At 45.1% G+C, this 25206-nt stretch carries 30 protein-coding genes; 16 read left to right on the top strand and 14 right to left on the bottom strand.

Translation table 11 applies throughout. The features are described 5' to 3' along the window. Positions 1-197 precede the first annotated feature (197 nt). From LCM10_RS11350 to mnhG, 7 genes are read left to right on the top strand one after another with little or no spacing between them, the layout of a single operon-like run. A complete protein-coding gene (locus LCM10_RS11350) occupies positions 198-2603 on the top strand; it encodes a Na+/H+ antiporter subunit A (protein WP_224876369.1) in 2406 nt (801 codons plus the stop codon). Next, positions 2600-3028: a Na(+)/H(+) antiporter subunit B gene (locus LCM10_RS11345; protein WP_224876368.1), complete on the top strand. Its 429-nt coding sequence runs from the start codon at positions 2600-2602 to the stop codon at positions 3026-3028. The genes LCM10_RS11350 and LCM10_RS11345 overlap by 4 nt, the downstream gene beginning before the upstream one ends. Then, positions 3028-3369: a Na(+)/H(+) antiporter subunit C gene (locus LCM10_RS11340; RefSeq protein ID WP_224876367.1), complete on the top strand. Its 342-nt coding sequence runs from the start codon at positions 3028-3030 to the stop codon at positions 3367-3369. The genes LCM10_RS11345 and LCM10_RS11340 overlap by 1 nt, the downstream gene beginning before the upstream one ends. Next, a complete protein-coding gene (locus LCM10_RS11335) occupies positions 3362-4843 on the top strand; it encodes a Na+/H+ antiporter subunit D (RefSeq protein ID WP_224876366.1) in 1482 nt (493 codons plus the stop codon). Before LCM10_RS11340 ends, LCM10_RS11335 begins: the two co-directional genes overlap by 8 nt. Positions 4844-4849: 6 nt before the next feature. Continuing rightward, positions 4850-5326, top strand: coding sequence for a Na+/H+ antiporter subunit E (locus LCM10_RS11330; protein ID WP_224876365.1), 477 nt, complete (start codon positions 4850-4852; stop codon positions 5324-5326). Beyond that, positions 5326-5610 (top strand): Na(+)/H(+) antiporter subunit F1, encoded by a 285-nt coding sequence (locus tag LCM10_RS11325; protein ID WP_224876364.1) that lies wholly within the window; start codon positions 5326-5328, stop codon positions 5608-5610. Before LCM10_RS11330 ends, LCM10_RS11325 begins: the two co-directional genes overlap by 1 nt. Then, complete coding sequence (gene mnhG, locus LCM10_RS11320) at positions 5594-5953, top strand: monovalent cation/H(+) antiporter subunit G (RefSeq protein WP_224876363.1); 360 nt, start codon at positions 5594-5596, stop codon at positions 5951-5953. The genes LCM10_RS11325 and mnhG overlap by 17 nt, the downstream gene beginning before the upstream one ends. Positions 5954-6067: 114 nt before the next feature. Here the strand turns inward: mnhG and LCM10_RS11315 are convergent, their stop codons facing one another. Together LCM10_RS11315 and LCM10_RS11310 are read right to left on the bottom strand one after the other, a co-directional pair. Beyond that, positions 6068-6436 carry a DUF2188 domain-containing protein gene (locus tag LCM10_RS11315; protein ID WP_224876362.1) on the bottom strand — a complete coding sequence of 123 codons (369 nt, stop codon included), beginning with the start codon at positions 6434-6436 and terminating at the stop codon, positions 6068-6070. An 89-nt stretch (positions 6437-6525) separates the two neighbouring features. Beyond that, positions 6526-6909, bottom strand: a complete 384-nt coding sequence (locus tag LCM10_RS11310) for a PaaI family thioesterase (RefSeq protein WP_224876361.1) — start codon at positions 6907-6909, stop codon at positions 6526-6528. A gap of 893 nt (positions 6910-7802) precedes the next feature. Here LCM10_RS11310 and LCM10_RS11305 point away from each other — a divergent pair. Further along, complete coding sequence (locus LCM10_RS11305; protein WP_224876360.1) at positions 7803-8207, top strand: hypothetical protein; 405 nt, start codon at positions 7803-7805, stop codon at positions 8205-8207. A gap of 364 nt (positions 8208-8571) precedes the next feature. On the opposite strand, the gene LCM10_RS11300 is transcribed toward LCM10_RS11305, so the two are convergent. From LCM10_RS11300 to LCM10_RS11290, 3 genes are all read right to left on the bottom strand, one after another. After that, positions 8572-8805 (bottom strand): hypothetical protein, encoded by a 234-nt coding sequence (locus LCM10_RS11300; protein WP_318247489.1) that lies wholly within the window; start codon positions 8803-8805, stop codon positions 8572-8574. 153 nt (positions 8806-8958) lie between these two features. Beyond that, positions 8959-10275: a Na+/H+ antiporter family protein gene (locus LCM10_RS11295; RefSeq protein ID WP_224876359.1), complete on the bottom strand. Its 1317-nt coding sequence runs from the start codon at positions 10273-10275 to the stop codon at positions 8959-8961. A 295-nt stretch (positions 10276-10570) separates the two neighbouring features. Next, positions 10571-12079 carry a leucyl aminopeptidase gene (locus tag LCM10_RS11290; RefSeq protein ID WP_224876358.1) on the bottom strand — a complete coding sequence of 503 codons (1509 nt, stop codon included), beginning with the start codon at positions 12077-12079 and terminating at the stop codon, positions 10571-10573. Positions 12080-12240: 161 nt separating this feature from the next. Between LCM10_RS11290 and LCM10_RS11285 the strand changes: the two genes are divergently transcribed. Further along, positions 12241-12717, top strand: coding sequence for a divergent PAP2 family protein (locus LCM10_RS11285; RefSeq protein ID WP_224876357.1), 477 nt, complete (start codon positions 12241-12243; stop codon positions 12715-12717). A 10-nt stretch (positions 12718-12727) separates the two neighbouring features. Beyond that, positions 12728-13525, top strand: a complete 798-nt coding sequence (locus LCM10_RS11280) for a cobalamin-binding protein (protein ID WP_224876356.1) — start codon at positions 12728-12730, stop codon at positions 13523-13525. A gap of 41 nt (positions 13526-13566) precedes the next feature. Here the strand turns inward: LCM10_RS11280 and LCM10_RS11275 are convergent, their stop codons facing one another. From LCM10_RS11275 to LCM10_RS11255, 5 genes are all read right to left on the bottom strand, one after another. Next, a complete protein-coding gene (locus LCM10_RS11275; RefSeq protein WP_318247488.1) occupies positions 13567-14274 on the bottom strand; it encodes a 3D domain-containing protein in 708 nt (235 codons plus the stop codon). A 356-nt stretch (positions 14275-14630) separates the two neighbouring features. Beyond that, complete coding sequence (locus tag LCM10_RS11270) at positions 14631-14948, bottom strand: YuiB family protein (RefSeq protein WP_224876355.1); 318 nt, start codon at positions 14946-14948, stop codon at positions 14631-14633. 188 nt (positions 14949-15136) lie between these two features. Next, positions 15137-15262: a YuiA family protein gene (locus LCM10_RS11265; protein ID WP_224876354.1), complete on the bottom strand. Its 126-nt coding sequence runs from the start codon at positions 15260-15262 to the stop codon at positions 15137-15139. A 227-nt stretch (positions 15263-15489) separates the two neighbouring features. Continuing rightward, positions 15490-15972, bottom strand: coding sequence for an NUDIX domain-containing protein (locus LCM10_RS11260; RefSeq protein ID WP_224876353.1), 483 nt, complete (start codon positions 15970-15972; stop codon positions 15490-15492). A 577-nt stretch (positions 15973-16549) separates the two neighbouring features. Then, the gene (locus LCM10_RS11255) at positions 16550-17767 is read right to left on the bottom strand and encodes an NAD(P)/FAD-dependent oxidoreductase (protein WP_224876352.1); all 1218 of its coding nucleotides are present in this window, start codon (positions 17765-17767) and stop codon (positions 16550-16552) included. Positions 17768-18243: 476 nt separating this feature from the next. On the opposite strand from LCM10_RS11255, the gene yumC reads away from it, so the two are divergent. The 4 genes from yumC to LCM10_RS11235 all read left to right on the top strand — a co-directional run bounded on the left by yumC (position 18244) and on the right by LCM10_RS11235 (position 20965). After that, on the top strand, positions 18244-19242 hold the full coding sequence (gene yumC / locus LCM10_RS11250) for a ferredoxin--NADP reductase 2 (RefSeq protein ID WP_224876351.1): 999 nt from the start codon (positions 18244-18246) through the stop codon (positions 19240-19242). Between the two features lie 96 nt (positions 19243-19338). Continuing rightward, positions 19339-19968, top strand: coding sequence for an FMN-binding negative transcriptional regulator (locus tag LCM10_RS11245; protein WP_224876404.1), 630 nt, complete (start codon positions 19339-19341; stop codon positions 19966-19968). Position 19969: 1 nt separating this feature from the next. Then, positions 19970-20173 carry a hypothetical protein gene (locus tag LCM10_RS11240; RefSeq protein WP_224876350.1) on the top strand — a complete coding sequence of 68 codons (204 nt, stop codon included), beginning with the start codon at positions 19970-19972 and terminating at the stop codon, positions 20171-20173. 150 nt (positions 20174-20323) lie between these two features. After that, the gene (locus tag LCM10_RS11235; protein ID WP_224876349.1) at positions 20324-20965 is read left to right on the top strand and encodes an SDR family oxidoreductase; all 642 of its coding nucleotides are present in this window, start codon (positions 20324-20326) and stop codon (positions 20963-20965) included. 60 nt (positions 20966-21025) lie between these two features. Here LCM10_RS11235 and LCM10_RS11230 read toward each other — a convergent pair whose 3' ends face one another. Continuing rightward, the gene (locus LCM10_RS11230; protein WP_224876348.1) at positions 21026-21388 is read right to left on the bottom strand and encodes a HesB/IscA family protein; all 363 of its coding nucleotides are present in this window, start codon (positions 21386-21388) and stop codon (positions 21026-21028) included. 374 nt (positions 21389-21762) lie between these two features. Here LCM10_RS11230 and LCM10_RS11225 point away from each other — a divergent pair, with 374 nt between their 5' ends. Further along, the gene (locus LCM10_RS11225; RefSeq protein ID WP_224876347.1) at positions 21763-22470 is read left to right on the top strand and encodes a DUF2225 domain-containing protein; all 708 of its coding nucleotides are present in this window, start codon (positions 21763-21765) and stop codon (positions 22468-22470) included. 39 nt (positions 22471-22509) lie between these two features. Here the strand turns inward: LCM10_RS11225 and LCM10_RS11220 are convergent, their stop codons facing one another. Next, on the bottom strand, positions 22510-22881 hold the full coding sequence (locus tag LCM10_RS11220) for a VOC family protein (protein ID WP_224876346.1): 372 nt from the start codon (positions 22879-22881) through the stop codon (positions 22510-22512). Between the two features lie 129 nt (positions 22882-23010). Further along, positions 23011-23253 carry a YuzB family protein gene (locus LCM10_RS11215; RefSeq protein WP_172251128.1) on the bottom strand — a complete coding sequence of 81 codons (243 nt, stop codon included), beginning with the start codon at positions 23251-23253 and terminating at the stop codon, positions 23011-23013. Positions 23254-23551: 298 nt separating this feature from the next. On the opposite strand from LCM10_RS11215, the gene LCM10_RS11210 reads away from it, so the two are divergent. After that, positions 23552-24619, top strand: coding sequence for an NAD(P)/FAD-dependent oxidoreductase (locus tag LCM10_RS11210; protein ID WP_224876345.1), 1068 nt, complete (start codon positions 23552-23554; stop codon positions 24617-24619). 98 nt (positions 24620-24717) lie between these two features. Here LCM10_RS11210 and LCM10_RS11205 read toward each other — a convergent pair whose 3' ends face one another. Further along, on the bottom strand, positions 24718-25044 hold the full coding sequence (locus tag LCM10_RS11205; RefSeq protein WP_224876344.1) for a YuzD family protein: 327 nt from the start codon (positions 25042-25044) through the stop codon (positions 24718-24720). Between the last annotated feature and the right edge of the window lie 162 nt (positions 25045-25206).

Raw genomic sequence — 25206 nt, 5'->3', positions numbered from 1 at the left:
TCTACATATTTAATACGAAAATGACAATTGTTGAAGGGTGGATACCTGAGTAATGCAAGTGATGTTTTTTTACGATATAATGCTCTTTAGGTCAAGCAATCCGGGCATACTGTGAGAGTGGATCAAACTGAAAGTGAAATGAACTTACATAAGACGAAGTTGAACGATACATCAATTTTATAAGAGGGGGGTTTTTTATGACATTATTACATTGGGCCATCATCTCGCCCTTTTTGTTTGCAATCTTGATTCCATTCTTTTATAAGGGGATGCGATCGATCCATACCGGCTGGTTTGTATTGCTGCTTCCTGCCGTGTTATTCACTTACTTCTTTCAATTCATGCCGATGACGAGGGATGGAAAGACAATAAAGGAAACAGTGGAATGGATGCCTTCTTTCGGCATCGATTTTATCGCGTATATCGATGGACTCGGGCTGCTATTCGCGCTCTTGATCACCGGTATCGGTACACTTGTCGTCCTTTATTCGATTTATTACCTTGATAAGGATAAGGAACAGTTACATAACTTCTATGTCTATCTCATGATGTTCATGGGAGCGATGCTTGGCGTAGTGTTATCAGATAACCTGATCGTCTTGTATATGTTCTGGGAATTCACGTCTATTTCTTCTTTCCTATTGATCGGATATTGGTATCACCGTGAACGTTCAAGGTACGGAGCTCAAAAGTCCATGCTGATCACGGTGTTCGGTGGATTGTCGATGCTAGGGGGATTCCTCCTGCTCTATCTCATGGGCGGCACCTTCAGCATCCGTGAATTGATTGCTCAATCAGATCAGCTCATGACGCAGGCACTTTTCGTACCTGCCATGCTGCTTGTCCTGCTTGGAGCCTTCACGAAATCCGCTCAATTCCCGTTTCACATCTGGCTTCCGGATGCCATGGAAGCACCGACGCCAGTCAGTGCTTATCTACATTCAGCAACGATGGTTAAAGCGGGGATTTATCTTGTTGCCCGCATGAGTCCGATTTTCGCAGAAACAAGCTTATGGTTATGGCTTGTCGGCGGATTCGGGATCTTTACATTGTTCTGGGGATCATTCAATGCCGTGAAGCAAACGGACCTGAAAGGGATCCTTGCGTTTTCCACCGTCAGTCAACTTGGTCTTATCATGTCACTACTTGGGGTGGGCGCAGCCGCCCTGCACTATACGTATTTAGATGACAACATTTATATGGTGGCGACACTTGCTGCTGTGTTCCATCTGATCAATCACGCCACTTTCAAAGGTAGCCTCTTCATGGTTGTCGGGATCGTCGATCATGAAACCGGTACAAGGGATATCCGCAAGCTCGGTGGCTTGATGAGTTTCATGCCGATCACGTTCACGATTGCGATCATCGGTGCATTCTCAATGGCCGGTCTCCCGCCATTCAATGGTTTCCTAAGTAAGGAGATGTTCTTTACCGGGATGGTAAGGGTGCTTGAGATGGATATTTTCAACTTGAACACAGTCGGCATCCTATTCCCGATCCTTGCCTGGGTCGGAAGTGTGTTTACGTTCATTTACAGCATGATTCTCGTTTTCAAAACCTTTACAGGGAAACATCAACCGGAGAAACTCGAGAAGAAACCTCATGAAGCGCCGCTTGGTATGCTGATTTCACCGATCATCCTGGCGTCACTAGTGGTCGTGTTCGGTTTCTTCCCTAATATCCTGTCGGAAAGATTCATCGAACCGGCAGTAGAAGCAATCGCACCAAGCCTTGTAGAAGGTGGCAATGACGTCGAAGCACATATCACCTTCTGGCACGGACCTACGCCTGAATTATTCATGACATTGGGCGTCATCCTGTTTGGGGTCCTTCTTTATCAACTACTTCCTAATTGGAAGAAAGTCTATTCATGGATCCCTGAACGCCTGACCCTGAATTCGCTTTATGATGGAGGGTTGATCCGAAGCGAGCGCGCGGCATTCTCGTTTACGAGAGGCTATATGACCGGTTTCATCAGGTCCTATCTTGTGTATATTTTCGCGTTCTTCATCGCGATCCTGCTGTTCAGTCTGTGGTTCAAGGGAGCCTTTGCAATCGACACTTCTGAACTTGCGCCGATCGGTATTTATGAAATCGCGATCGCGCTGCTTTTAGTAATCAGTTCCATTACGATCTTGTTCGCGAAATCACGCCTGACCTCGATCATTTCACTAGGAGCCGCAGGATACACGGTCTCGCTATTCTTTGTGTTATTCCGTGCACCTGACCTGGCCCTTACCCAGCTTGTGATCGAGACCGTTTCCGTCGCTTTATTCCTTCTCTGCTTCTATCACCTGCCTAAATTGAGCAGGCATGAAGAGAGAATGAAGTTCAAGCTCGAGAATGCGTTGATTTCGATCGGAGTCGGGATCGTTGTCACATTGTTTGCCATTTCTTCCTACAGCACAAAGCTGTTTGATTCGATTTCAAGCTACTACATTGAAAATGTGTATAAGGAAGCAGGCGGAAAAAACATGGTCAATGTCATCCTTGTTGACTTCCGTGGTTTCGATACATTATTTGAAATCTGTGTGCTTGCAATCGCATCTCTTGGCATTTATTCCATGATCAAATTACGCCTGACAAGGAGGAAAGAAGGATGAAAACAAAAACGAATGACATCATCTTACAAACCGTAACGAACGTTGTCGCGTTCTTGATCATCTTGTTCTCACTGAGGATCTTCTTCGTGGGACACTACACTCCTGGCGGCGGTTTCATCGGTGGCCTGATGACTTCAGGCGCAATTGTATTATTGTTATTGGCTTATGATATCAAGACGGTTGCAAATATCCTTCCAGTCGATTATAAAATCATCACGGCCATCGGATTATTGTTTGCCGTCGGGACGTCAGCCGGGGCATTATTCTTTAATGTCCCTTTCCTGACACATGCATATGATTATTTCCACCTGCCTCTCTTAGGGAAAACCTCCCTTCATACGGCAGTATTATTTGATACAGGTGTGTATCTTGTAGTTATCGGTGTAACGATGACCATTATTCAGACAATAGGAGTGAGTGAATAATGGAAATACTTATGGCAATCGTTGTTGGAGTACTATTTACTAGCGCTGTCTACTTGATGCTGTCGAAGAGCCTGCTTCGCATCATCATCGGTACGGCTCTATTGAGTCATGGTGCGCATTTGCTCATCCTGACAGTCAGCGGCCTTAAAGGGGGAGATGCCCCATTACTCGGGGAACACGCTGAATCCTATGTCGATCCGCTGCCCCAGGCCCTGATTTTGACGGCCATCGTCATCAGCTTCGGGGTCACGGCTTTCTTCCTTGTCCTTGCTTATCGGGCATACCAGGAACTTGGAACGGATAATGTGGATCAGATGAGAGGAACTGAAGGCAATGACTAACTTATTGATTTTACCTATATTAATCCCGCTTCTTACAGCGGTCATCTTAATGTTCATAAGCAAATATATCAAAGTGCAAAGAGGCATTTCTGCCATCTCGACAGCGGCTACGGTAGTAGCTTCGCTCGTCTTGATCGACAAGGTGAATCGGGACGGAATCCAGACGATCGAACTCGGCAGTTGGAAAGCCCCGTTCGGGATCATACTCGTATCAGACATGCTGTCCGCGTTGCTCGTCACGACGACCAGCATCATCACATTGGTCGTCCTCTTGTACTCTTTCAAATCGATCGGGGTGGACAGGGAACGTTTCTATTATTATCCGGTCGTTCAATTCCTGCTAGTCGGGGTGAACGGTGCTTTTACGACCGGCGACATCTTCAATCTTTTCGTTTTCTTCGAAGTGATGCTGATGAGTTCATACGTCCTCCTCGTACTTGGCGGGACAAAAGCCCAGCTGCGGGAAGGAATCAAATACATTCTTGTGAATGTCATCTCTTCCGCCCTATTCGTCATTACCGTCGCCTATTTGTATTCTGTTTTAGGGACGCTTAATATGGCGGACATCTCAAGAAAGATTTCAGAGGTGAACCAGCCCGGTATCCTGACGGCCATTGCGATCCTGTTCCTTGTGGTCTTCGGATTGAAAGGTGCGATCTTCCCGCTGTACTTCTGGCTTCCGGGTTCTTATTACGCACCACCGACACCGGTGCTCGCATTATTCGGAGCGCTTTTGACCAAAGTGGGGATCTACTCGATCACAAGGACGTATACGCTGTTCTTCTACCACGACACCGGTTATACGCACGAAATCCTATCGGTGCTTGCGATGCTGACGATTGTGTTCGGGTGCATAGGAGCCATCGCATATTGGGACGTCAAGAAGATCATCATCTACAATATCATCATTGCAGTCGGCGTCATTTTGTTCGGGGTATCGACGATGAATCCCGATGCAATGGAAGGTTCGGTGTATTACCTCATCCATGACATGATCATCAAGGCTGCACTGTTCTTACTTGTCGGTGTCATGATCAAGATTACCGGCACAACGAACTTGAGGAAGATGGGCGGCCTCATCAAAGAGTATCCATGGTTAGGTTGGACATTCCTTGTAGCGGCATTCTCACTTGCGGGGATCCCCCCTCTCAGCGGGTTCATCGGGAAGTTGATGATCCTTAAGGGAGGCTTTGCCGAAGGAGCTTATCTCGGAGCAGGCGTCGTCCTCGCTTCAAGTTTACTCGTGCTATACTCGGTCATTAAAATCTTCCTTAATGGAATCTGGGGAGTCCCTAAAGAATATAACGGTGTATCGAAAGGACATGCCCGTTATCTTTGGATGACATCTGCTGTATTGGTTGCATTAGCTGTATTCTACGGCTTCGGTGCAGAAGCCCTTCGCCCGCTGTTTACACAGGCTGCAGATGTACTGATGGACCCGGATCTCTATATAGACGCAGTGTTAAAGGAGTAATGTAGAATGGCCTTTCAAATTTTATTAAACTTTTTCTTAGCCTTTGTCTGGATGTTTCTTTCGGTGTCCTTTACTGCACAGTCATTCCTGATCGGTTTTATACTGGGACTAATCGTGATGTTTGCATTCAGAAGATTTTTCACATCCCGCTTTTATTTGTTAAGGGTGGGTGCAGTGATCAATTTACTTTTCTTATTTATCAAAGAGCTGATTCTTGCGAATATCTCGGTTCTGAAAGTTGTGCTTAAGCCAAAACTTGATTTCAAGCCTGGTATTTTCGCTCTTCCCACAGAATTGAAGACAGACTGGGAAATTACTTTATTAGCAAATCTCATTACCTTGACCCCTGGGACACTGGTAGTGGATGTTTCTTTTGATAATAAAATTCTTTACATCCATGCGATTGATATCGCGGATGTTAATGAATCGATTGACGAGATCAAGAACTCGTTCGAAAAAGCGATCATGGAGGTGAGCCGCTGATGCTGCATATGATCATCCAGATCACCCTGCTATGTGTATCCATTTCCATGCTTGGACTCGTCTATCGTGTCATTAAAGGACCCACCGTCCCTGACCGGGTTGTGGCATTGGATGCAATCGGGATCAACCTGATTGCCATCATCGCCCTTGTTTCCATGATTCTTGACACGTATGCATTCCTACCGGTCATCCTCCTTCTCGGAATACTTGCTTTCCTGGGGACGGTAGCCTTTTCGAAGTTCTTGGAGAAAGGGGAGATCATCGAACGTGAGCGAAATCATTAGTTGGATCATCGGATTTTTCTTGATCGTCGGAGGGCTTCTCAGTCTTGTAGCCACATTTGGTGTATTGAGGCTTCCGGATATCTATACACGTAACCATGCCGCATCCAAAGGTGCGACATTGGGGATCATGTCGATCCTCATCGCAACGTTCCTATACTTCTACATGGAACACGGTCATTTCAATTCCAACCTGATATTGGCCATCGTCTTTATCTTTGTCACAGCGCCTGTCGCCGGCCATCTCATTGCTCGTGCGGCTTACAACACAGGAGTCGAGCTCTCTTCGGAGAGTGTCAGGGATGACCTGAAAGACAAAGAGGAATATGAGAAGCAACATTCATAGAAGACTATGATGAAACAAAAGAAGCTTGACCGCCGGAAGGACCCCGGCTTGGTCAAGCTTCTTTTTTATGTGTAGGAAATGATACCATGCAGCTGTTTAATAGCGGGTATCATCCTACGTATTATATAGTTCTTTTTCCACTGTATCATCTTGCTTATGGATGACGAGCGTTCCATCATGGTCATTCACATAATCCTTCGCTTTGGAGAGGAGGGCTTCTTTTGTGCCTTCTACCAGGATGGCACGACTGCCCCCCTCCTTGACCAACTGCCAACCTTCACTATGCGTTCTCACATGATACTCGGTCTTCTCCTGACCTTTCCCTTCCTCGGCCTTATGAGCCTGATCGGTAGCGATTGCGATCGCTCTTCCTTCGTCGTAACCCTCATCGAGGAGGGCGTTCCCGATTTCGATCGCTTTGTTCCGGACGTCTTCCGGAAGGTTCTTCAATGAAGCGGGGTAATCATGTTTACTCCAGGGCATCATGTAACCTCCTTATCTTGGTTACTTATTGATTTCCCAATGGGAGGATGATTAAACGTATCTTCCCTCCCAAAATGTCAGGTCGTTCATCATCGTTTCGGCACGACGGCCATCGTACAGCGTGAAACACAGATCAGCTGATTCTCTTCATCGGTGATCCTTATATCCCATACCATCGTTGTTTTCCCCTGGTGCATGACCGTTGCAGTCGCGGTCACCACCCCGTCCCGTTTCGCTTTTATATGATTGGCATTGATTTCAAGACCAAAGCAGATTTCTTTCTCGAGATCGATTAATTCAACTGCCCCGACACTCGCCACCGTTTCGGCAAGTGCCACGGATGCGCCGCCATGAAGGAAGCCAAAAGGCTGTCGGGTTGCCTCGTTAACGGGCATTGTCGCGATGACCTTCCCTTTGCCCAATTCCACGAACTGTATGCCAAGCGCACTGATCAATGTATTTTCCACATTCATGTCATTCACCTCATTAATAGTTTCCTATAGTAGTTTTTCGCGATGAAACGTGAAAACCCTTTATTAGTCTTTTTGGAAAGCTCTTTACGCAAAGATTGTTGTTATTAAAATAGCACCTGTTTATTACCGCTGATGATTTCCGTGCAAGACTTCGCTTTCCGCGGGTAGCCCGTGAGCCTCCTCGTCACTGCGTTCCTGCGGGTTCGAAAAGCGGAAGTGGGCGTTTTGCTCCCTTTGAAAAATGTTCTTCGACTTTAGAGGCGCTTTTTGCCTCAAAAGTCGGAGGTTAATTTTCAAACGGGAGCAGACCACTGGAGCTAGACATGTCTCACATAAGCTACTCTTCCCGCAGGAGTCTTCGTCTTGCACTCCAATCATCAGCTGGAACCGATTTGAAATCACCTTTTTTCTCTTTCAAAGATCTTTCAGAGCTTTTATTATGAAGACTATTTTGATGTGCACAGGATAAGGAAAACAAGCTTTTAGAGAACGTTCTTGTTGGGTCTTAATGCTAGTCAGTATAGAAAATATGAAGAACTTCGCCCTAGAAAATGGTATGGTTTGTGAATGAATATGATCTTTTCTTTTTTTATTGTTAAAGCCAATGCTAATTTGTTGATTGGAGCGGAAGGTGCTCGACTCCTGCGGGAATTGCGGGAAAGTTGAGACCCCGCAGGGCATTTGCCCGAGGAGGCTCAACTCACGCCCCGCGGAAAGCGAGCACCTGGAGCGCAAATCAACCACTACTTGCATTTTCTAAAGCAACAATGTTTACGAAAACAGCTTTTTGGGATCAGTATGTACTGCCATTGCACGTAACCCTTCAAGAATAAACTCCCATTCCGTTACATACATTTCCTTAGAGTCAATCGCCAGGATCAAGGAGGGATTTCATGAACCGTTATCATCCATTTTATCATCCTGTCCAGAGCCCCTATCACCCCCGCCAGACAAGAATGAATTATCCGATGCACCCCGGATACCATTATCGCAATAATTTTCCCCCGGTGGAAACGAAAACGTTTATGGCGTCTGCCGATAAAACGTTGAATTTAATGGAGAGTGCCCATTTCCTCTTAGCAAAAATAAAATCTGATACTTCTTTTGCACGGCAGCTGATGGACCTAGCACAGCAGTCGAATAAACCCGAAGTCCTTAAGTTGATCAGAAGGACCGGCATAAAGGTCGTACCGGTCGTTTCATTCAACCCGGACGGTATTCGTATGGTGTTCGATGAGAAACTAGGGGAAGTGGACTGCTGCCATCTCATTCTGATTGTCAGATGGCGGGAGATGTGAACCGCAGAGGAACGATAAGCCTATATAAAAAAAAGACTGGGACCTAACTAAGGACTAAACAAATAAAGACGAACAATTCAGTTCCAGTTTTTAATATCGCTTATGATTTCCGTGCAAGACTTCGCTTTCCGCGGGTAGCCCGTGAGCCTCCTCGTCACTGCGTTCCTGCGGGGTCTCACATAAGCTACTCTTCCCGCAGGAGTCTTCGTCTTGCACTCCAATCAACCGTTAGACAAAGGTAAAATTAAGTTTAAAGTTAAATAATATTTAAAAACCCGAACTACTTTGCCTTCCAATAGACAAATTCGTTCGGGATTTACTTTGTCTGAAACACTTTTGTCCCAGACTGTTTCATTCTGTTTAATTAATAGTACGGATAATATCCAGGGTAGCCATAGCCGTATCCATAAGGCGAATAGTATGGGTATGGCCGTGGATATAAAAGGGCAGAACCTAACAGCCCTCCAAGGACCCCTCCTATGAACGGGCCTCCAAAGAACCCTCCTCCATAAAAAGGCCTTCTCCCGATTCCATATCCGAATCCGTATGGACGTCTTCTAAAAAGCATTTCATTATGCATCCGTGCTTCCTCCTCCATTTCATTTTATAAGGGACAGCCCTCTGTTTTTATAGGCTTCCCTACAGTATTATGCACAAGGAAATGAATTGGAGTGGGCACCGCAAAGGGGTAATCATGATGTCTCAAACAAAGAAAAAAGCAGGGGAACCTCCCCTGCTTTCTTACATTCTATTAAAAGATCATGGCTGCAATCCATCCAAAGAGGATGAGCGGGATATTATAGTGCAAGAATGTCGGCACACACGTATCCCAAATGTGATTGTGCTGTCCATCTGCATTCAATCCTGCTGTCGGTCCGAGTGTACTATCGGATGCTGGAGAACCTGCATCCCCAAGGGCACCGGCTGTTCCGACAATGACGATTGTCGCCATCGGACTGAAACCAAGCTCCATGCAAAGTGGTACAAAGATGGCGGCAATGATCGGGATCGTCGCAAAAGAGGATCCGATTCCCATTGTTACAAGAAGGCCAACAATCAGCATAAGCAGCGCTGCCAGAGCCTTGTTTCCGCCGATTGTATCAGCAGTCGCCTCTACAAGCGTTTCTACATGGCCAGTCGCTGTCATTACTTCCGCAAATCCAGAAGCAGCAATCATGACAAAACCGATGAATGCCATCATCTTCATTCCTTCATTCAACAAGCCGTCTGCTTCTTTCCACTTGACGGAGCCTGAAAGATAAAGGACGGCGATTCCTGCGAGCGCACCGAAAATCATGGAATCAAGCTGCAATTGTACGTATAGGGCCGCAACAATCGAGATGAATGCAAAAATCATCGCTTTCTTGTTGTAGACCATTTTTTCTTCTGAAACGACTTCTTTCGCTTCACTGTACTTTCTTGGTTTACGGTAGCTGACAAATACCGCAATCAATAGACCGATCAGCATTCCTCCGACCGGGATGAGCATTGCCTTCGGAATATCCCCGAGGGCAACTTCCATTCCACTGCTCGCCATATTCTGAGCGATGATCTCGTGGAACTGCAAACCAAAGCCGACTGGCAACAGGATATATGGCGCCGTCAACCCGAATGTGATGACTGACGCAATCAATCGTCTATCCAACTCAAGTTCCGTCATGACTTTCAATAATGGCGGAATAAGGATCGGGATAAAGGCGATGTGAATCGGAATAAGGTTTTGTGAAAAGACAGCCATAAGTAAGATAGAAAGAACGATCATGGCTTTAGAAAGAGCTGTCTTTCTTGAATCTCCTTTTTTCCCGACCACTTTCAATACCCAGTCTACGAGAAGATTTGGAATTCCTGTATAAGAGATCGCTACTGCGAATCCTCCCAGTAAAGCATAACTAAGTGCGATGTTGGCTCCTCCTGAAAGACCATCCGAAAAGGACGTGATCGTCTCATTCAGGTCCATCCCGCCGGTCAGTCCCCCGACAAGGGCACCGGTGATCAGAGCGAACACAACATTGACACGCATCAAACTCATGATGAGCATCACTAGAACGGCAATGACAACTGCGTTCATCGTTAATTCCTCCTTTAAGCATGTCCAATCCCCGGGCAAGCGTCCCGGTTGATTGTTTTCGTTTTATGAATGGTACATTAGTAGTTTTGTTTTGCATTACTTTAGTTCGCTAAATTGGTAGAGTAATAAAACAACGATTTTAACTTTAACAAGATAAAGAAAGGATGTCAATACTTTAGTCTGATGAATCACTAAAATGTTGGTTGGTAAGTTTTTGTATCGTTCTTATGGAGGAGCGAGGACATGAAAAAAGCCCTTCCCCGACACCTGGTCAGGGAAAGACCTCTCCTACTGCCTATTCTTTATCAATCGGCTGGAATCGCTCAACCAAGAGTGCCAGCGTACGTGCCATGACCCCAGTTGCACCTGAAGGACCAAGATCATACGCGCTCTTTGTCGTTGCAGTCCCTGCGATATCAAGGTGGACCCAAGGAAGGCCGTCAGCGAACTCACCTACAAATGCGCCACCCATGATGGCATGTCCCGCACGACCCGGTGAATTGTTTAAGTCGGCGATTTTACTGCTTCGTACACGTTTTTTATCATGCTCCGTATACGGCAGCTGCCAGATGAACTCACCGGATTCACTTGATGCCTCAAGGACCTGTTCAAAGAATGATTCATCATTGGTCAGAGCACCCGTTTTATCTTCACCGAGTGCCACGATGACTCCTCCTGTCAACGTCGCTACATCCACGAGATAATTGGCTCCATGGTGCTTTGCATAGGTCATGCCGTCTGCAAGGGCAAGGCGTCCTTCCGCATCAGTATTGAGCACTTCGATCGTCTTGCCGCTCATTGCCGTGATGACATCATCTGGTTTGAACGCTGAACCGCTCACCATATTATCCGTTGAAGGGATGACCGCTACAACATTCTGTTCCGGCTTCGTCTCCCCGATGATTTCCATCGCTCCAAGTACGGCTGCTGCTCCTCCCATATCGGTCTTCATGCCGACGATTCCGTCCTTCGGCTTGATTGAGTAGCCTCCCGTATCAAACGTGATCCCTTTCCCAACTAAACCGATGACATCTTTCCATTCATCTTTCCCGCTGTATTTCAAGACGATCATCTTTGGCGGCTCAGTTGACCCCTGGTTGACTGCAAGCAATGCGCCCATCCCGAGGTTTTCCATTTCTTCTTTGTCCAGGATTTCCGCTTCGAAATCATAGCGTTTCGCAAGTTCCAGTGCGTATTCCGCCATTTTGGTCGAAGTCAGCATGTTCCCAGGAGTGTTCACGAGTGTGCGTGCAGAATTGACCCCTCTTCCAAATGCCGATCCGACTTCCAATGCTGTCCTGATTTCTTTTTCATCTTCTTTTGTGAAAAATTCAATGCTTTCGACGTATACGTCAGGCTCATTTGACTTTTGCTTGTACCCTTCAAACTCATATGTCGCCATCGTATAAGCTTCCATGAATGCGTGCGCAGCGTCCTCTACAGGCAACTCATCCGAAGAGAATGTATCAAGCGCTACCGAAAAGGAAGATACTTTCATGTCTTTCAATGCCTTTGACGCAGCACCCATCGCTTCTTTTAGAAGATCAAACGTCAGATCCTTTTGTTTGCCAAGACCGACAAACAGGATCCTTTTGCTCCCGATCTTTCCGAACGTATGTATTTTTGACAATTTCTTCGACTTTGGTGAAATGTCACCATCTTTCACTAAGGAAGTAAGATACCCTTCAAACGTCTGGTCAAGCTCTTTCAATTCACCTTGAAAAGCCGGCTGGTGATACATCCCGACCACTAAACATTCTTGACTCGTTTCTTTTATATCGTTTTGGTTGATCACTAAATTCATTTCCACTAACACCTCCATCTTCTATTATAACGGAGATATCTGTTTATTTCGACATTCGGGATTCCCCCCTGCTGCGTTAGTTCCGTTCATCACAGGGTATGATATAATGAGAGAACATTAAGTGATTTCAGACTACTATTGAAAAGGTGGCAGGTGACAGCATGGAAGTATTGTTGAATTTTCCACTTTGGGCTTCCTTGTGTGCAATCTTCTTTGCACAATTCGTGAAAGTGCCCATACAATTTATCGCAACGAGAGAAATCAACTGGTCCCTCATCACTTCTACGGGCGGAATGCCGAGCTCACACTCTGCCGCAGTGACGGCATTATCCACTGGCGTCGCCTTGGAAACGGGACTCTCTTCCCCTATTTTCGCCGTGTCGGCGATTTTCGCCATCATCACCATGTTTGATGCAACCGGCGTCAGAAGGCAGGCAGGGGAACAGGCCATCGTATTGAACCAATTGACGAGCGACTTCCAAAAATTCCTGACAGAGGCGAAAGGGTGGCAGAACAAACCCGAGCAAGAGAAACGGAAAGAGTTGAAGGAACTGCTCGGCCACAAGCCGATCGAAGTCTTCTTCGGCGGTCTAACCGGAATCGCCCTTACGCTCGTCCTCCACTTTTTATTGAACTAGGAGTGACAGAATGAGAATTGTTTCTATATGTCCAAGTAACACGGAGATCATTGATTATCTGGGTATGACATCCAGTTTGATTGGTGTGGATGATTATTCCGACTACCCTGAGGAAGTCCGCACCCTCCCAAGACTTGGTCCCGATCTATCCATCGATATGGATAAATTGCAGTCAATGAATCCTGATCTTGTCTTCTCGTCATTAAGCGTCCCCGGAATGGAAAGGAATATTGATGAACTCAACAAAAGGAACATCCCCCACATCACCTTGAACCCGCAGAGCTTCAAGGATATTGCAGACGATATTCTCACGGTGGGGAAGGCTTGTGGAATGGAAGAAGAGGCACTCCTTAAGCAACAGGAATTCTTACAAACCATTGAAGAACTGAAACGGCTTTCGGCGAAGGTTGAACATCGACCTTCCCTTTATTGGGAATGGTGGCCCAAGCCCGTCTTTACACCCGGAAAAATAAACTGGCTCACCGAACTGAGTGAGATGGTCGGCGCTGAAAACAGCTTCAGTGATGTCGAACTTGCGAGTGTCCAGACAGATTGGGACGATGTCAGGAAACGAGACCCCGACTATATATGCCTTGCCTGGGTAGGGGTCCAGCAGAAACGCGTAAATCCGGACCTAGTGCGGAAGCGTCCAGATTGGGATACGATGAAGGCCGTCCGGAACGATCGGATCCTCGTTTTGGAGGAGGCCCTCTATTGCAGACCGTCCCCCCTTCTTTTAAAAGGGGCTATGGAGCTTGCCATTCTACTTCATCCACGGATATACGACGAGATGGAAGTTGGCCCATAAAGAAAGCTCGTGCGCAGAATTTCCTGCACACGAGCTTTTTCTCATTCCACTTTGGTTGAAAGGATTTGCTGTCTGAATACCTGCATCGACTCATTGCTATTGAGCTTCACGAGCTCTTCCTCGGTCAGCTTCCCTGAACCAACTTGAACAACATACACCTCAAGGGTCTTCTTTCCCCATTCATTGTATACTTGTTCGACGGTATCATAATATAAATCAAGCTTATTCCCTTTGATTGCGCTGCCTGTATCCGCCACGACCCCGTACCCATACTCAGGGATGAATAGAATCGTCCCGATCGGATAGACGGATGTATCTGCAGCAATCGTGGAATAGAGATCCCTTTTCACTTTTACTCCTGAATATGTAATTCCGTAACCTGGATGGCCCGGGCTTTTACCGGTCGACTCTACACCCGCCGTGTACCCTGTTGCCACTACCGTATGCTTCGGATATTGTTCCCAATTCACCGATTCCTCAAGCGTTGGGGGTTTCCCCTCAACAGGCTTGCTCGAAGAAATCATCGTCTTGATCCCAGTCAACCTCTTTAGAAACTTGAATGACAGTGATAGATGACTCTTTTTATGATCTTCGGAATATTGCTCCTGCTGCGTGCCCTTATGTTCATTCATCCATGATTTCACCGTTTGGGCTTCGACACCCGAAACGGACTGAAAGGTCGTGCCCAAGGCTAGTACAAATAAACTAACCATGATGATTCGTTTCGTCCACTTTATTACCAAATTCATGAATTCACTCCTCCCACCCTTATTCCTTCCCCACAGGATCGAAATTTATTCATGAATTAATAAAAAAATTGAATAGTTTCAATTTTTCGTAATTATGGAATTGACTGGTAAAGATACCTTCTTCCTTATCAAAATGCGTTTTTTAAAACAAGCGATCATTGAGTTATTGTAATATTTAATGGATGGTAGCGAGGTGAGGAGTGTGTTCTTTTTGAGTAGCAAAGGACTGGAAACATACTCAATTGTGCTCCCCCTTCATTGCAATCCGAGTTTCAGTGAAAGCGTACAAAGAACAGACATCCTCATAAATAAAAAAACCGTTCAACCAAGTTTATCACCGGTCAAACGGAAATCAATCAGAACATTCTATATCCTTTTGCTCTCAAGATCCTCATCACAATTCCCGAAAGGATGGCACCAGCCAGTCCACTTCCAAGTATCAAAAGATCCGCTATAGCTAAATGACTCAACTTCGTCCCTAATTCAGAAAACGCTTCACCCGAATGTCTGAAATAATCAATGAACCGGACATCATCCACGATGAAAATGACAACGATCGGGTACACGATGGCCATGATCCAGGTCATACGCAATAACATATTTAATAAAAAGCCGATTCCGAAAAATAAAACAAGAAAAAGAAGCATCGAAATGATCATCACATGAATAGGCATTTACTCTCTGCACCTCCATAAACACTAAAGAATAGTGTACTGAATGTTTATGAAAGCGTCAATCTTTTGCCCATCGTATTCACAAAATCAACAAAAAATGACGGAGATTCCCAAACGTTGATCGTCCACAAAAAAGCAGACCCGGCTGGAATCCGGATCTGCTTGATTTATAAGGTTAAGCGCATCTTCTATTTATGCTTCCCGCTGCCTCCACAGCAAGGACATGTTTCAGAACCACCCAACACTAACTGGAAGTATCCTTTTCCTGAACAGTAAACACAAAATTTTGTTTTCGTACTTGCAGTAGCTCTCATGATTCCCTCTCCTTTATGTTTGATTTCTTAATTTTCTGATAATATATCATCTATCCTCTGGAATGGAAAGGGACATATAAGAGGATGTACCTTTAAGAAAGCGAATACATCGGTCCATTTCTCCCCCTACCTCCGTTTTTCATATAATTTACTGAATTTTTAAATAAATTTGTTCAATTGAAAAAAAAGCACCGGATAAGCTTCTATCCAATGCCTCCTGCCTGTCTTCACATAAACAATTTGTAGCTGGTGTATCCGAACTGTTCACCCGGATCCACCCCTTCGATCGCTTGGTGTCGCTGAAACAAATCACCTTGCTTCAACATTTCATGGATCATGACGGAGGTCTTTCCATCCTTCATCAATGCCTGCGGCGATTTCCATTGAACATCGAACAGTTCGTTTTCCTCGATTTGCAGTGAATCAGACTCAGTATGATCTAGGTGAAAAATAATCATATTGTCGCTGATTTCATTTCCGATTACACCGGTTCTGACTCCAATGATCCCATTCACAGTCGTCGTCAGCCCGGTTTCTTCGTTCACTTCCCGGATTACGGCCTCATCGACGGTTTCGCCTTCATCAACGAAGCCTGCAGGTAGCGACCACATGCCTTTCAATCCTCCGTATCTTTTCTTCACGACAAGCCAGTTCCCTGCTTTATCTATGACAAGACCAGCTACAGCCAGCCAAACTTTTCCCCTTTTCAAATCTGCTCCACCTCTACTTGTAACGTTTTCTTTCTTTTAAGGTACTACACGAACCAAAGATAGAAAAGTCATGAGTGAAATTTTAGGAAGGATGGTCTATGGATTGGAGAATTGGGGGTTTCTGAGCGGGGAGGTTGTAGGAGGTTGAGGGCGGTGATGGGTCATCTGTTGTTTTTTTGATTTGTCTGGCGTTATTTTGATTTGTCTGGCGTTATTTTGATTTGTCTGGCGTTATTTTGATTTGTCTGGCGTTATTTTGGTTTTGTTAGCCGCTTTTTTGGTTTTATCTGCCGTAATTACGATTTATCTGCCGTTTTTTTATTTTATCTTCCAAAATTTCGATTTATCTGCCATTATTTTATTTTATCTTCCAAAATTTCGATTTATCTGCCATTCTACAAAATTCGACAAACCTAACACACACAATACACAACACACAACAAACACTACAAACCCGACGTGCCCATCACACATCACAAACCCAAAACCCACCCCTCGCACCAGCCAACCCAAACAACCACCACTCCAAATCAAAAAAAGCAGAGCGGGAACCCCCACTCTGCTTTAAAACAATCAATTAAAAGAACTTGAATTTACCTTTTTTGAATACAAGTGAAGGTCCGCCAACCATGTATAGTGCACGGTTGTCTACTACCTTCTTCATGAAGGATGCCTTCGTACCTGTGATTTTCTTTCCGTATACGACACCGATGGCATCGTCTTCACCAAGGGAACATACCGTACCTTTGATATCCGGAGTGAATTCTTCCAGTTCGTCTTTTCCGTGTAGAAGTGCTGCGATGTTGCGAGCACATACTTCACCTTGCTGCATCGCGATTTGTGCAGTTGGTGGATATGGACGTTCTGTTTCTTCGTTGATCATCAATGAACAGTCACCGATGATGAAGATGTTTTCGTGACCTGGTGCGCGAAGATCCCTGTTGATCTTGACGCGTGCACGCATGTTCTCGATGCCTGCTTTTTCGATGATGCTGTTACCGCGGACACCAGCTGCCCAGACGATTGTACCAGCTTTGATTTCTTCCACTTCATCTTCGCCTTTTGCAATCAAGACGCTGTCTGCTTTTGCTTCTTTAAGCGGCGTTCCGATGTGGAATTCCACTCCTTTTTTCTCAAGAGCGGCACGTGCATATTTCACTAGCTCAGGGTCGAATCCAGGAAGGATCATCGGAGCTGCTTCCACACATACGATGCGGACTTTTGAACGGTCGATATCGTATTCTTTGCAAAGTTCAGGAACACGGTTACCGAGCTCACCAAGGAATTCGATACCAGTGAAGCCTGCTCCACCCACTACGATTGTAAGGCGCTCGTCTTTTGCCTCTTCCTCGTTCTTGTATGTTGCAAATTGAAGTTCGATATGTTCACGGATCTGACGGGCAGAGTTCACGTTCGAGATCATGAACGCATGCTCATGCAAGCCTTGGATGCCGAAAGTCTCTGCCTCGGCACCGAGTGCAACGACTAGATAATCGAAGTCCACTTCGCCTTCGCTTGTGATGACTTTCTTTTCTTCAACTTTGATGTCATCGACAGTTGCTTGTAAGAAGTTCACTTTGCTTGTATTGACAACGTCCTTGACGTCATAGCGTACACGGTCATGATGAAGGGTCCCTGCAGACGCTTCATGCAACCATGTTGTTTCATAGTGGTAATCATTCTTATTAATAAGGATGACTTCCGCTTCATTCGTACCTAATTGCTTTTGAAGACGGGTTACTGTCATAAGCCCGCCATAACCTGCACCTAAAACAACGATTCTTGGCTTTCTCAACTGAATCACATCCACCTTTTTTGATTGAATTTGCGTAGGATACTCTTAGAGTCCTCCACATCGGTCTTTTTTATCCCGTCAATCTGCTGCTACTATCTCATTCCCCTTTTCGAGGAAACAAAAACAAATGGAACGGGATTTCCTTTTCTGCTGAAAAGTGTGTGCTGTATAAGATAAAATAAGAACAACTAAATAAGTATGTGACAAATTTCACGTACTAATCCATACATCGAAATTTGTCATAAAATCTTAACAATATGCCTACATTACATATTATTCTTTTTACCCTGTCATTTCAAGATATATAGGATAAATAATCATTCTTGGGAAAATTGCGACAATGGTACTCTTTTCGGGGATCTCACCCCTTGATTAAAAACTGAACATTCCAACAAACAATCTTAAATTTATGAAGGATTGAAACCCCTATGATAGAATAAATTAAAGAGATGTATCTTATTCTGGGAGGGATCTACTTGAAGGAAGATCAAAAGGTTTATGATATCACGATCATAGGGGGCGGCCCGACTGGGTTATTCACCGCATTCTATGGTGGAATGAGAAAAGCTTCAGTGAAGATCATCGAAAGTTTACCACAATTGGGCGGGCAATTATCGACCCTCTACCCTGAGAAATACATATATGATGTGGCTGGATTCCCTAAGGTAAAAGCACAGGACCTTGTGAATAACCTAAAGGAGCAAATGTCCAAGTTCGAAACGACCATCTGCCTCGAACAGGCAGTGGAAAGCGTGGAAAAACAAGGTGATGGCTGCTTCAAGCTGTCGACCGATAAAGAGATCCATTATTCAAAAACCATCATCATCACTGCCGGCAACGGTGCATTCCAGCCTCGTAGACTTGAGCTTGAGAATGCAGGTCAGTACGAAGGGAAAAATCTACACTACTTTGTAGACAATATGGAGACATTCAAAGGCAAGAAAGTCGCCATCTGCGGCGGAGGGGATTCAGCGGTCGACTGGGCTTTGATGCTCGAGCCGATTGCAGAGAAGGTATACCTGATTCATCGAAGGGACAAATTCAGGGCACATGAACACAGTGTGGAAACCTTGAACAATTCAACCGTCGAGATTAAAACACCGTACGTGCCTGCAGAAATTGTTGGAGATGACGAAAAGGTCCACCAGCTTGTTTTGGAAGAAGTACGCGGTGACGAAAAAGAAATCCTCGACATCGATGAACTCATCGTCAATTTCGGCTTTGTTTCATCACTTGGCCCCATCAAAGATTGGGGGCTCGAGATTGAGAAAAACTCAATCGTAGTCAACTCAAGGATGGAAACGAATATTGAGGGCATCTATGCTGCCGGTGACATCTCCACCTATGATGGCAAAGTCAAGTTGATTGCGAGCGGTTTCGGCGAAGCACCGACTGCTGTCAACAACGCGAAAGCCTACATGGATCCGAAAGCTAGGGTCCAGCCGATGCACAGTACGTCGATGTTTACAGATTGAATTCAAAGAGATTCAGGCGGGTTTCCTGAATCTCTTTTTTTGAAGTTAAAGACGCATTCCATTCCCAAATCCTGGCCGACAGACTGGAGGATCATGATGTATATACCGAAAGAGTTCACTTTAACCGACAGAGAAACCATCTTTAAGATAATAGAAGAAAACAGTTTTGCAACACTCATCTCACAACTGGACGGAAGGCCCTGGGCAACGCATCTTCCCCTTGAGTTGAGCGTGGATCGTACATCCTTAAGGGGTCATTTTGCAAAAGCGAATCCTCAATGGCACGAGGCCTTCGATCAGGAAATCCTGGTCGTATTCGGGGGAGCGCATGCGTATATTTCCCCCAGCTGGTACGAATCGGATCAAACGGTCCCTACCTGGAACTATGTCTCTGTGCACGTGTATGGAAAGATCATGCCACTAACGGATGATGCGGACATAACCGATGTTCTTTCTTCCCTAGTGAAGAAATACGAAAAACCTGATAGCCCTTATTCGTTAGATAAGGTCAGTGATCGAATCCGCTCAGGTCTTCAAAAAGGGATTGTCCCGTTTGAAATCACCATCACATCGATTGAAGCGAAGGCGAAGCTGAGTCAGAATCATTCGATCGAGAGACAATCAAGGGTCATTGAACAGCTTGAAAAATCTCAGGATGAGAACAGCCTCAGTATTGCGTCCATGATGAAAGAAAACATCATAAAAAGAACAGAAGGAAGTGAGTAACATGCTGATCGGTCGTACACTCTACATCACTGGATTAATTGCTGTTGCCTTCAGCATCATTACATTCATCATGACACTCGGCTCTACCGGGAATGAACTACTTTATTCCTTTTTCGGTTTTCTGAATGGCTTACTGGCAATGGGTGTCGGAGAACTGGTCATCGACTCAAATCATCGAAAGAATACCACTAAGGAGATGCTTTAGCCGTTCTTAATGACAAGGACATACCCTCGAAACAACCTTCACTTTTACACATAATCATCCAGGCAACGGATCGTGATTTGTTTATTTTAAAGAAGAATGGGTAGACCAATACTATAGACAAAAAATCTGTTAAAGGATGATGAATGAACGATGAATGTACTTGTTATCGGAGCAAACGGACATACAGGACGACTAGTCTTAAAAGAATTGAAAAACAGCAGTCAGCACTTCGCCAAGGCGATGATCCGCAAATCGGAACAAACGAAGGACATGGAAGAACTCGGCGCAAGGCCGGTCGTTGCGGATCTTGAACAGGATTTCTCCTATGCGCTTGAAAATGTCAATGCTGTCATATTTGCAGCGGGAAGCGGAAGTAAAACAGGAGAGGATAAAACGATCGCAATCGATCAAGAAGGCGCAAAGAAGGCCGTTGATTATGCAAAGGAGAAGGGCATCGAACGCTTCATCATGCTCAGCTCCATGGGGGCAGACCAGCCGGAAAACGCCCCTGAAGGAATGGAGGTTTACCTTAAGGCAAAGAATGAAGCCGATAAGCATCTTCAGGAGAGCGGACTCAACTATACGATTGTCCGTCCGGGTGCCCTGACTTTTGACGATGCGAAAGGGCAGATCATCGCCCAACCTTCCATTGAGGACAAAAGTGGAGATATCCCTCGCGAAGATGTGGCCAAGGTACTGGTGGAATCACTGACCACAACGGAAACCAACCATAAGGTATTCGAAATCTTAAGCGGCGAGGATTCGATTGATGAGGCTCTTAAAGGGATCTAATTCAATAAAAAGAAGGACCAGCCCGCTTTCTAGTGCGGCTGGTCCTTCTTCATTTATCTTCTAGCAGTTCTCAGGCGTCCCTTTATTCGTCGCTGTCACGAACGATGATCCGCACCCGCACGAAGCAATGGCATTCGGATTATCGATCGTAAAGCCTCCGCCCATCATGGACTGCTTATAATCGATGTTCGTCCCATTCAGAATGGGTGCGTCCTCCTTGGAAACCACGAGCTTCAGTCCAAATTGTTCAAGGACTTCATCGCCTTCCTGGATTTCGTGCTCAAAGCCCATCCCATATGAAAGACCGCTGCAGCCTCCACCTTTGACCGATACACGCAGCATCGCATCTGTTTCATCATGTTCCTTCATCATATCTTTAATCTGAAGGGCAGCAGCTTCTGTTAAATTGACAACTTCACTCATATACTACACCCCCAACTATTCCAATCTTACTCTATAGTATACTCCTTTCTATTTTACTACTCAACCGAAGCAAACTATGTGACAGGAACTGATTTTATTGTTGTGTGTAAATCGAGCCTGGCTCAATTCAGGTTATTTGAGCCTGGCTCGATTCGGGTGTTTTGAGCCAGGCCCAATTCACTCCATTTGAGCCTGGCTCGATTCCCACCATTTGAGCCTGGCTCAACCGATACCCACACCCATGTCACCTGATCGCCACTAACCAAACAAAGACAAAAGACCTATAAAAACTCAGACCAACACCAAAAAACACTAGTCCTATCTTCCCCTTTCAAGGTATAATAAGGAAAAAGTCCTTAATCGAGGTGAGAACGATGACTGAGGTTTCGCCCTTTTATGATAAGAAAGTCCAGTGCCTAGCCTGCAAACACTCTTATACCACTATTAAAATCCGCTCCCGATTCATCAAAGTGAAAGGTCATGATCGTGACTTTTGTCCGATTTATGGCTCTGATGAACTCAATCCTTTACTCTACAATGTGTCCGTCTGTCCTCAGTGCGGCTTCTCCTTTACCGATGAATTCACCAAGTATATCGTCCCTGTCTTACAAACTGACCTGGAAAAGAAAATAAGCCGGCATTGGCAGCCTCAGGATTATGGTCATATCCGTTCAGTCGAGGATGCAATCAAAACGTACAAGCTGGCAGCTTATTGCGCGCTCATTAAAAAAGAAAAGAAAATCACGATTGCCGGACTTTATTTACGTACAGCCTGGCTTTTCAGGAAAACGGGGCAGGAAGATCAAGAAAGAAGATTCATCAATTTGGCGACCCACGAGTATATCGAATCCTACCTCAATGATGATTTCAGGGGAACGGCCATGTCTGAAACCAAGCTTTTATACTTGATTGCAGACTTGCTTCGGCGCCAGGATAAATACGAAGACGCCGTCAAGTACCTTTCTAAAGTAATCGAAAGGCAGCAAACATCCGGAGAGCCGAAGATCGTGGAGATGGCCAAGGAATTATGGCACGACATGAGGGAAGGTTTCAAGAACCAAAAGCAGAATCACCTCGCCTAAAGGCACCGGTTGAAATGAAAGAAAGCCAGAGCATTCACTCTAGCTTTCTTCATAGATCCCGGGACAGTACGCTTCCAGTCTGTTTCCATCACAGTCATAGAACTTGAAATGGCTTCTGTGGGCTGGATTTCCTTCCAGCTTCACGCCTTTTATACGCAAGTCCTCATAAACAGCATCCTTATGTTCTTCTGAAATCTGAAGGACCGGATAAGACGATTGTTGCCCCCCTGCCGCTTCTCCATCTTGAATCAAACAAATCGGCGCCGAAGATGAACCACCGAATGAGATCAGGACTGTGGTTCCATAATCCTCTTCTATATGCGCCTGCAGGATCTCACGGTACCACACCTTTGCCCTTTCAATATCCCTCACCATTAGATTTGTCTGCATCACACCAATGAATGCCCCCATCTCCTCATCCTTTCCTATTGCTCCCTTACTATTTCTTCAAAACTTTTCCATCCCCTTCTTTTTCCGTTAGAAGGCACACCATCATCCGAGGCAAAAATAAAAAAGCTGATGTAACATCAGCTTTCGTCGTTAAAACATAGGATTTTCTTCCAGGAACTGATAGATGTTCTCCACCAATTCATCAGGGGTATCCCCTTCTACTGGTTCACCGTTCACCAATGCGTAAAAAGATGAAGCGCACTTCCCGCAATAGCCCAAACAGCCGTATTCTATAACATCGAGGTTTGGATCTCGTTCCAATATTTCAAGCGCTTTTTGCGCACCACTCGCTAAATTACTGATACAAAATTCGATAATAGGTTTCAATTCCATCACCTCACTACTCTTAGTAATGCTACCTTTTTTTGAGAAAATCGTCAATTCATGCGCTTCATATATCTGTATAACAGATTGTGAACATTTTCCCTTATTTCTGTTGTGAAAACGAATCTATTTCGATATACTTTTAATGTTAATAGGTTTATTTATTACATAAACGGCCTAAATGTGAATCATATTGAAAATGCTTACTTTCAGGACAGTTGTCCTTTTGACTCTACCCTTGTAGAGAACCTTTTATAGTCACACTTTTTTCGACAAAATCGCAGAGAGCCAAAAAGGGGAAATTATCATGAAACAATTAGTGCTGCTTGGCGGGGGATATGGCAATATGCGTGTCCTACTTCGCTTATTACCGAACCAACTCCCGGACGATGTGTCCATCACGTTAATCGATCGCAATCCATATCATAGCTTAAAAACAGAATACTATGCTCTGGCAGCTGGAACGATCTCCGACAATCATGTACGCGTATCATTCCCGGAACATGATCGTTTATCCTATGTATACGGAGAGATCTCTAAGGTTGATATGGAAAATAAGCTAGTCCATTTAAAAGACCAGGATGCAGTACCTTATGATGATCTTGTGATCGGTCTCGGATGCGAGGATAAATACCATAATGTACCGGGTGCCGAAGAATTCACATACAGTATCCAAACCATTGACAAGTCCCGTAGAACCTACCAAACATTGAACAACCTACCGGCTGGTTCCATCGTTGGGATCGTCGGGGCAGGACTCAGTGGAATCGAACTTGCCAGTGAGCTTCGTGAAAGCCGCTCAGATTTGAAAATCAAGCTGTTCGACCGTGGAACCCGTATCCTTAATGCATTCCCTGAACGCTTAAGCTCCTATGTCCACGGCTGGTTCGAGGAAAATAATGTAGAGATCGTCAATAATTCCAATATCACCAAGGTCGAGCCTAACACACTCCACAACCATGAAGAACAAATTTTCTGTGACGCCATTGTTTGGACAGCCGGTATCCAGCCTACCCGCGTGGTCCGTGAAATGGAAGTTGAAAAAGACTCAAGCGGACGTGTTGTGATCTCTAAATATCATAACCTTCCGGATAATGAACATGTCTATGTCGTCGGGGATTGCGCAAGCCTTCCTCAAGCCCCAAGTGCACAATTGGCAGAAGGACAGGCTGAACAGATTGTACAGATCCTGTTGAAGCGTTGGAATAACGAGCCTCTTCCTGAAGAACTTCCAAAGATCAAGCTGAAGGGCATCCTTGGCTCTCTCGGTAAAAAGCACGGATTCGGATTGGTGAACGAACGTTCCATCACAGGACGCGTTGCCCGCCTTCTTAAATCAGGTGTTTTATGGATGTATAAGTATCATAATGGATGATTATACGAACGAACCGCCAGTTAAAGGCGGTTCTTTTTTGTTCAACCCTATGAAAAAAAGGCTTTTCTCATCAGGAAAAGCCTTTTGCAAATGGGTGATCAAACCGCCTTATACCCATGTTTCTCTAATTCTGAATAAATCGTCTTCAATTTCGGATTTCCTTCACCGACTAATGTGCCTTCCAACAGGACGACCGGATAGAACATATCCTCTTCGATCACTTTTGAGGCGAAACTTCTGATCGCTTCATCTTCAGGCGGATTATGAATGTCGATGTACCTGATGGTGAATGGCTGCTCGGGATACTTGCGTCCTACCGCTGCTTGTATCCACTCGTATGTTTCTTTTGATGATGGCATATTCACACAGCTCGGGCAAAGAACCTCCGCCCCGTAAACATGAATTTCAACCGACTTACGCTCCATCCTCTTCTCCCCCTTTATTCTCCTTTATCATCATTCTACAAAAAAAACGCAGGAGTGGGAATAAAAATAGCTATGTTGTAGTTTCTTAGTTCGTTTCTTTACAATCACATAGCGAATACGATGAGGAGGCCCAGCATTTCACACAGAAAACAAAGTCAAGCA

The sequence above is a fragment of the Rossellomorea aquimaris genome (assembly GCF_020171925.1).
Classification (GTDB): domain Bacteria; phylum Bacillota; class Bacilli; order Bacillales; family Bacillaceae_B; genus Rossellomorea; species Rossellomorea aquimaris_F.
This window is presented reverse-complemented; position numbering and strand designations above follow the sequence as displayed.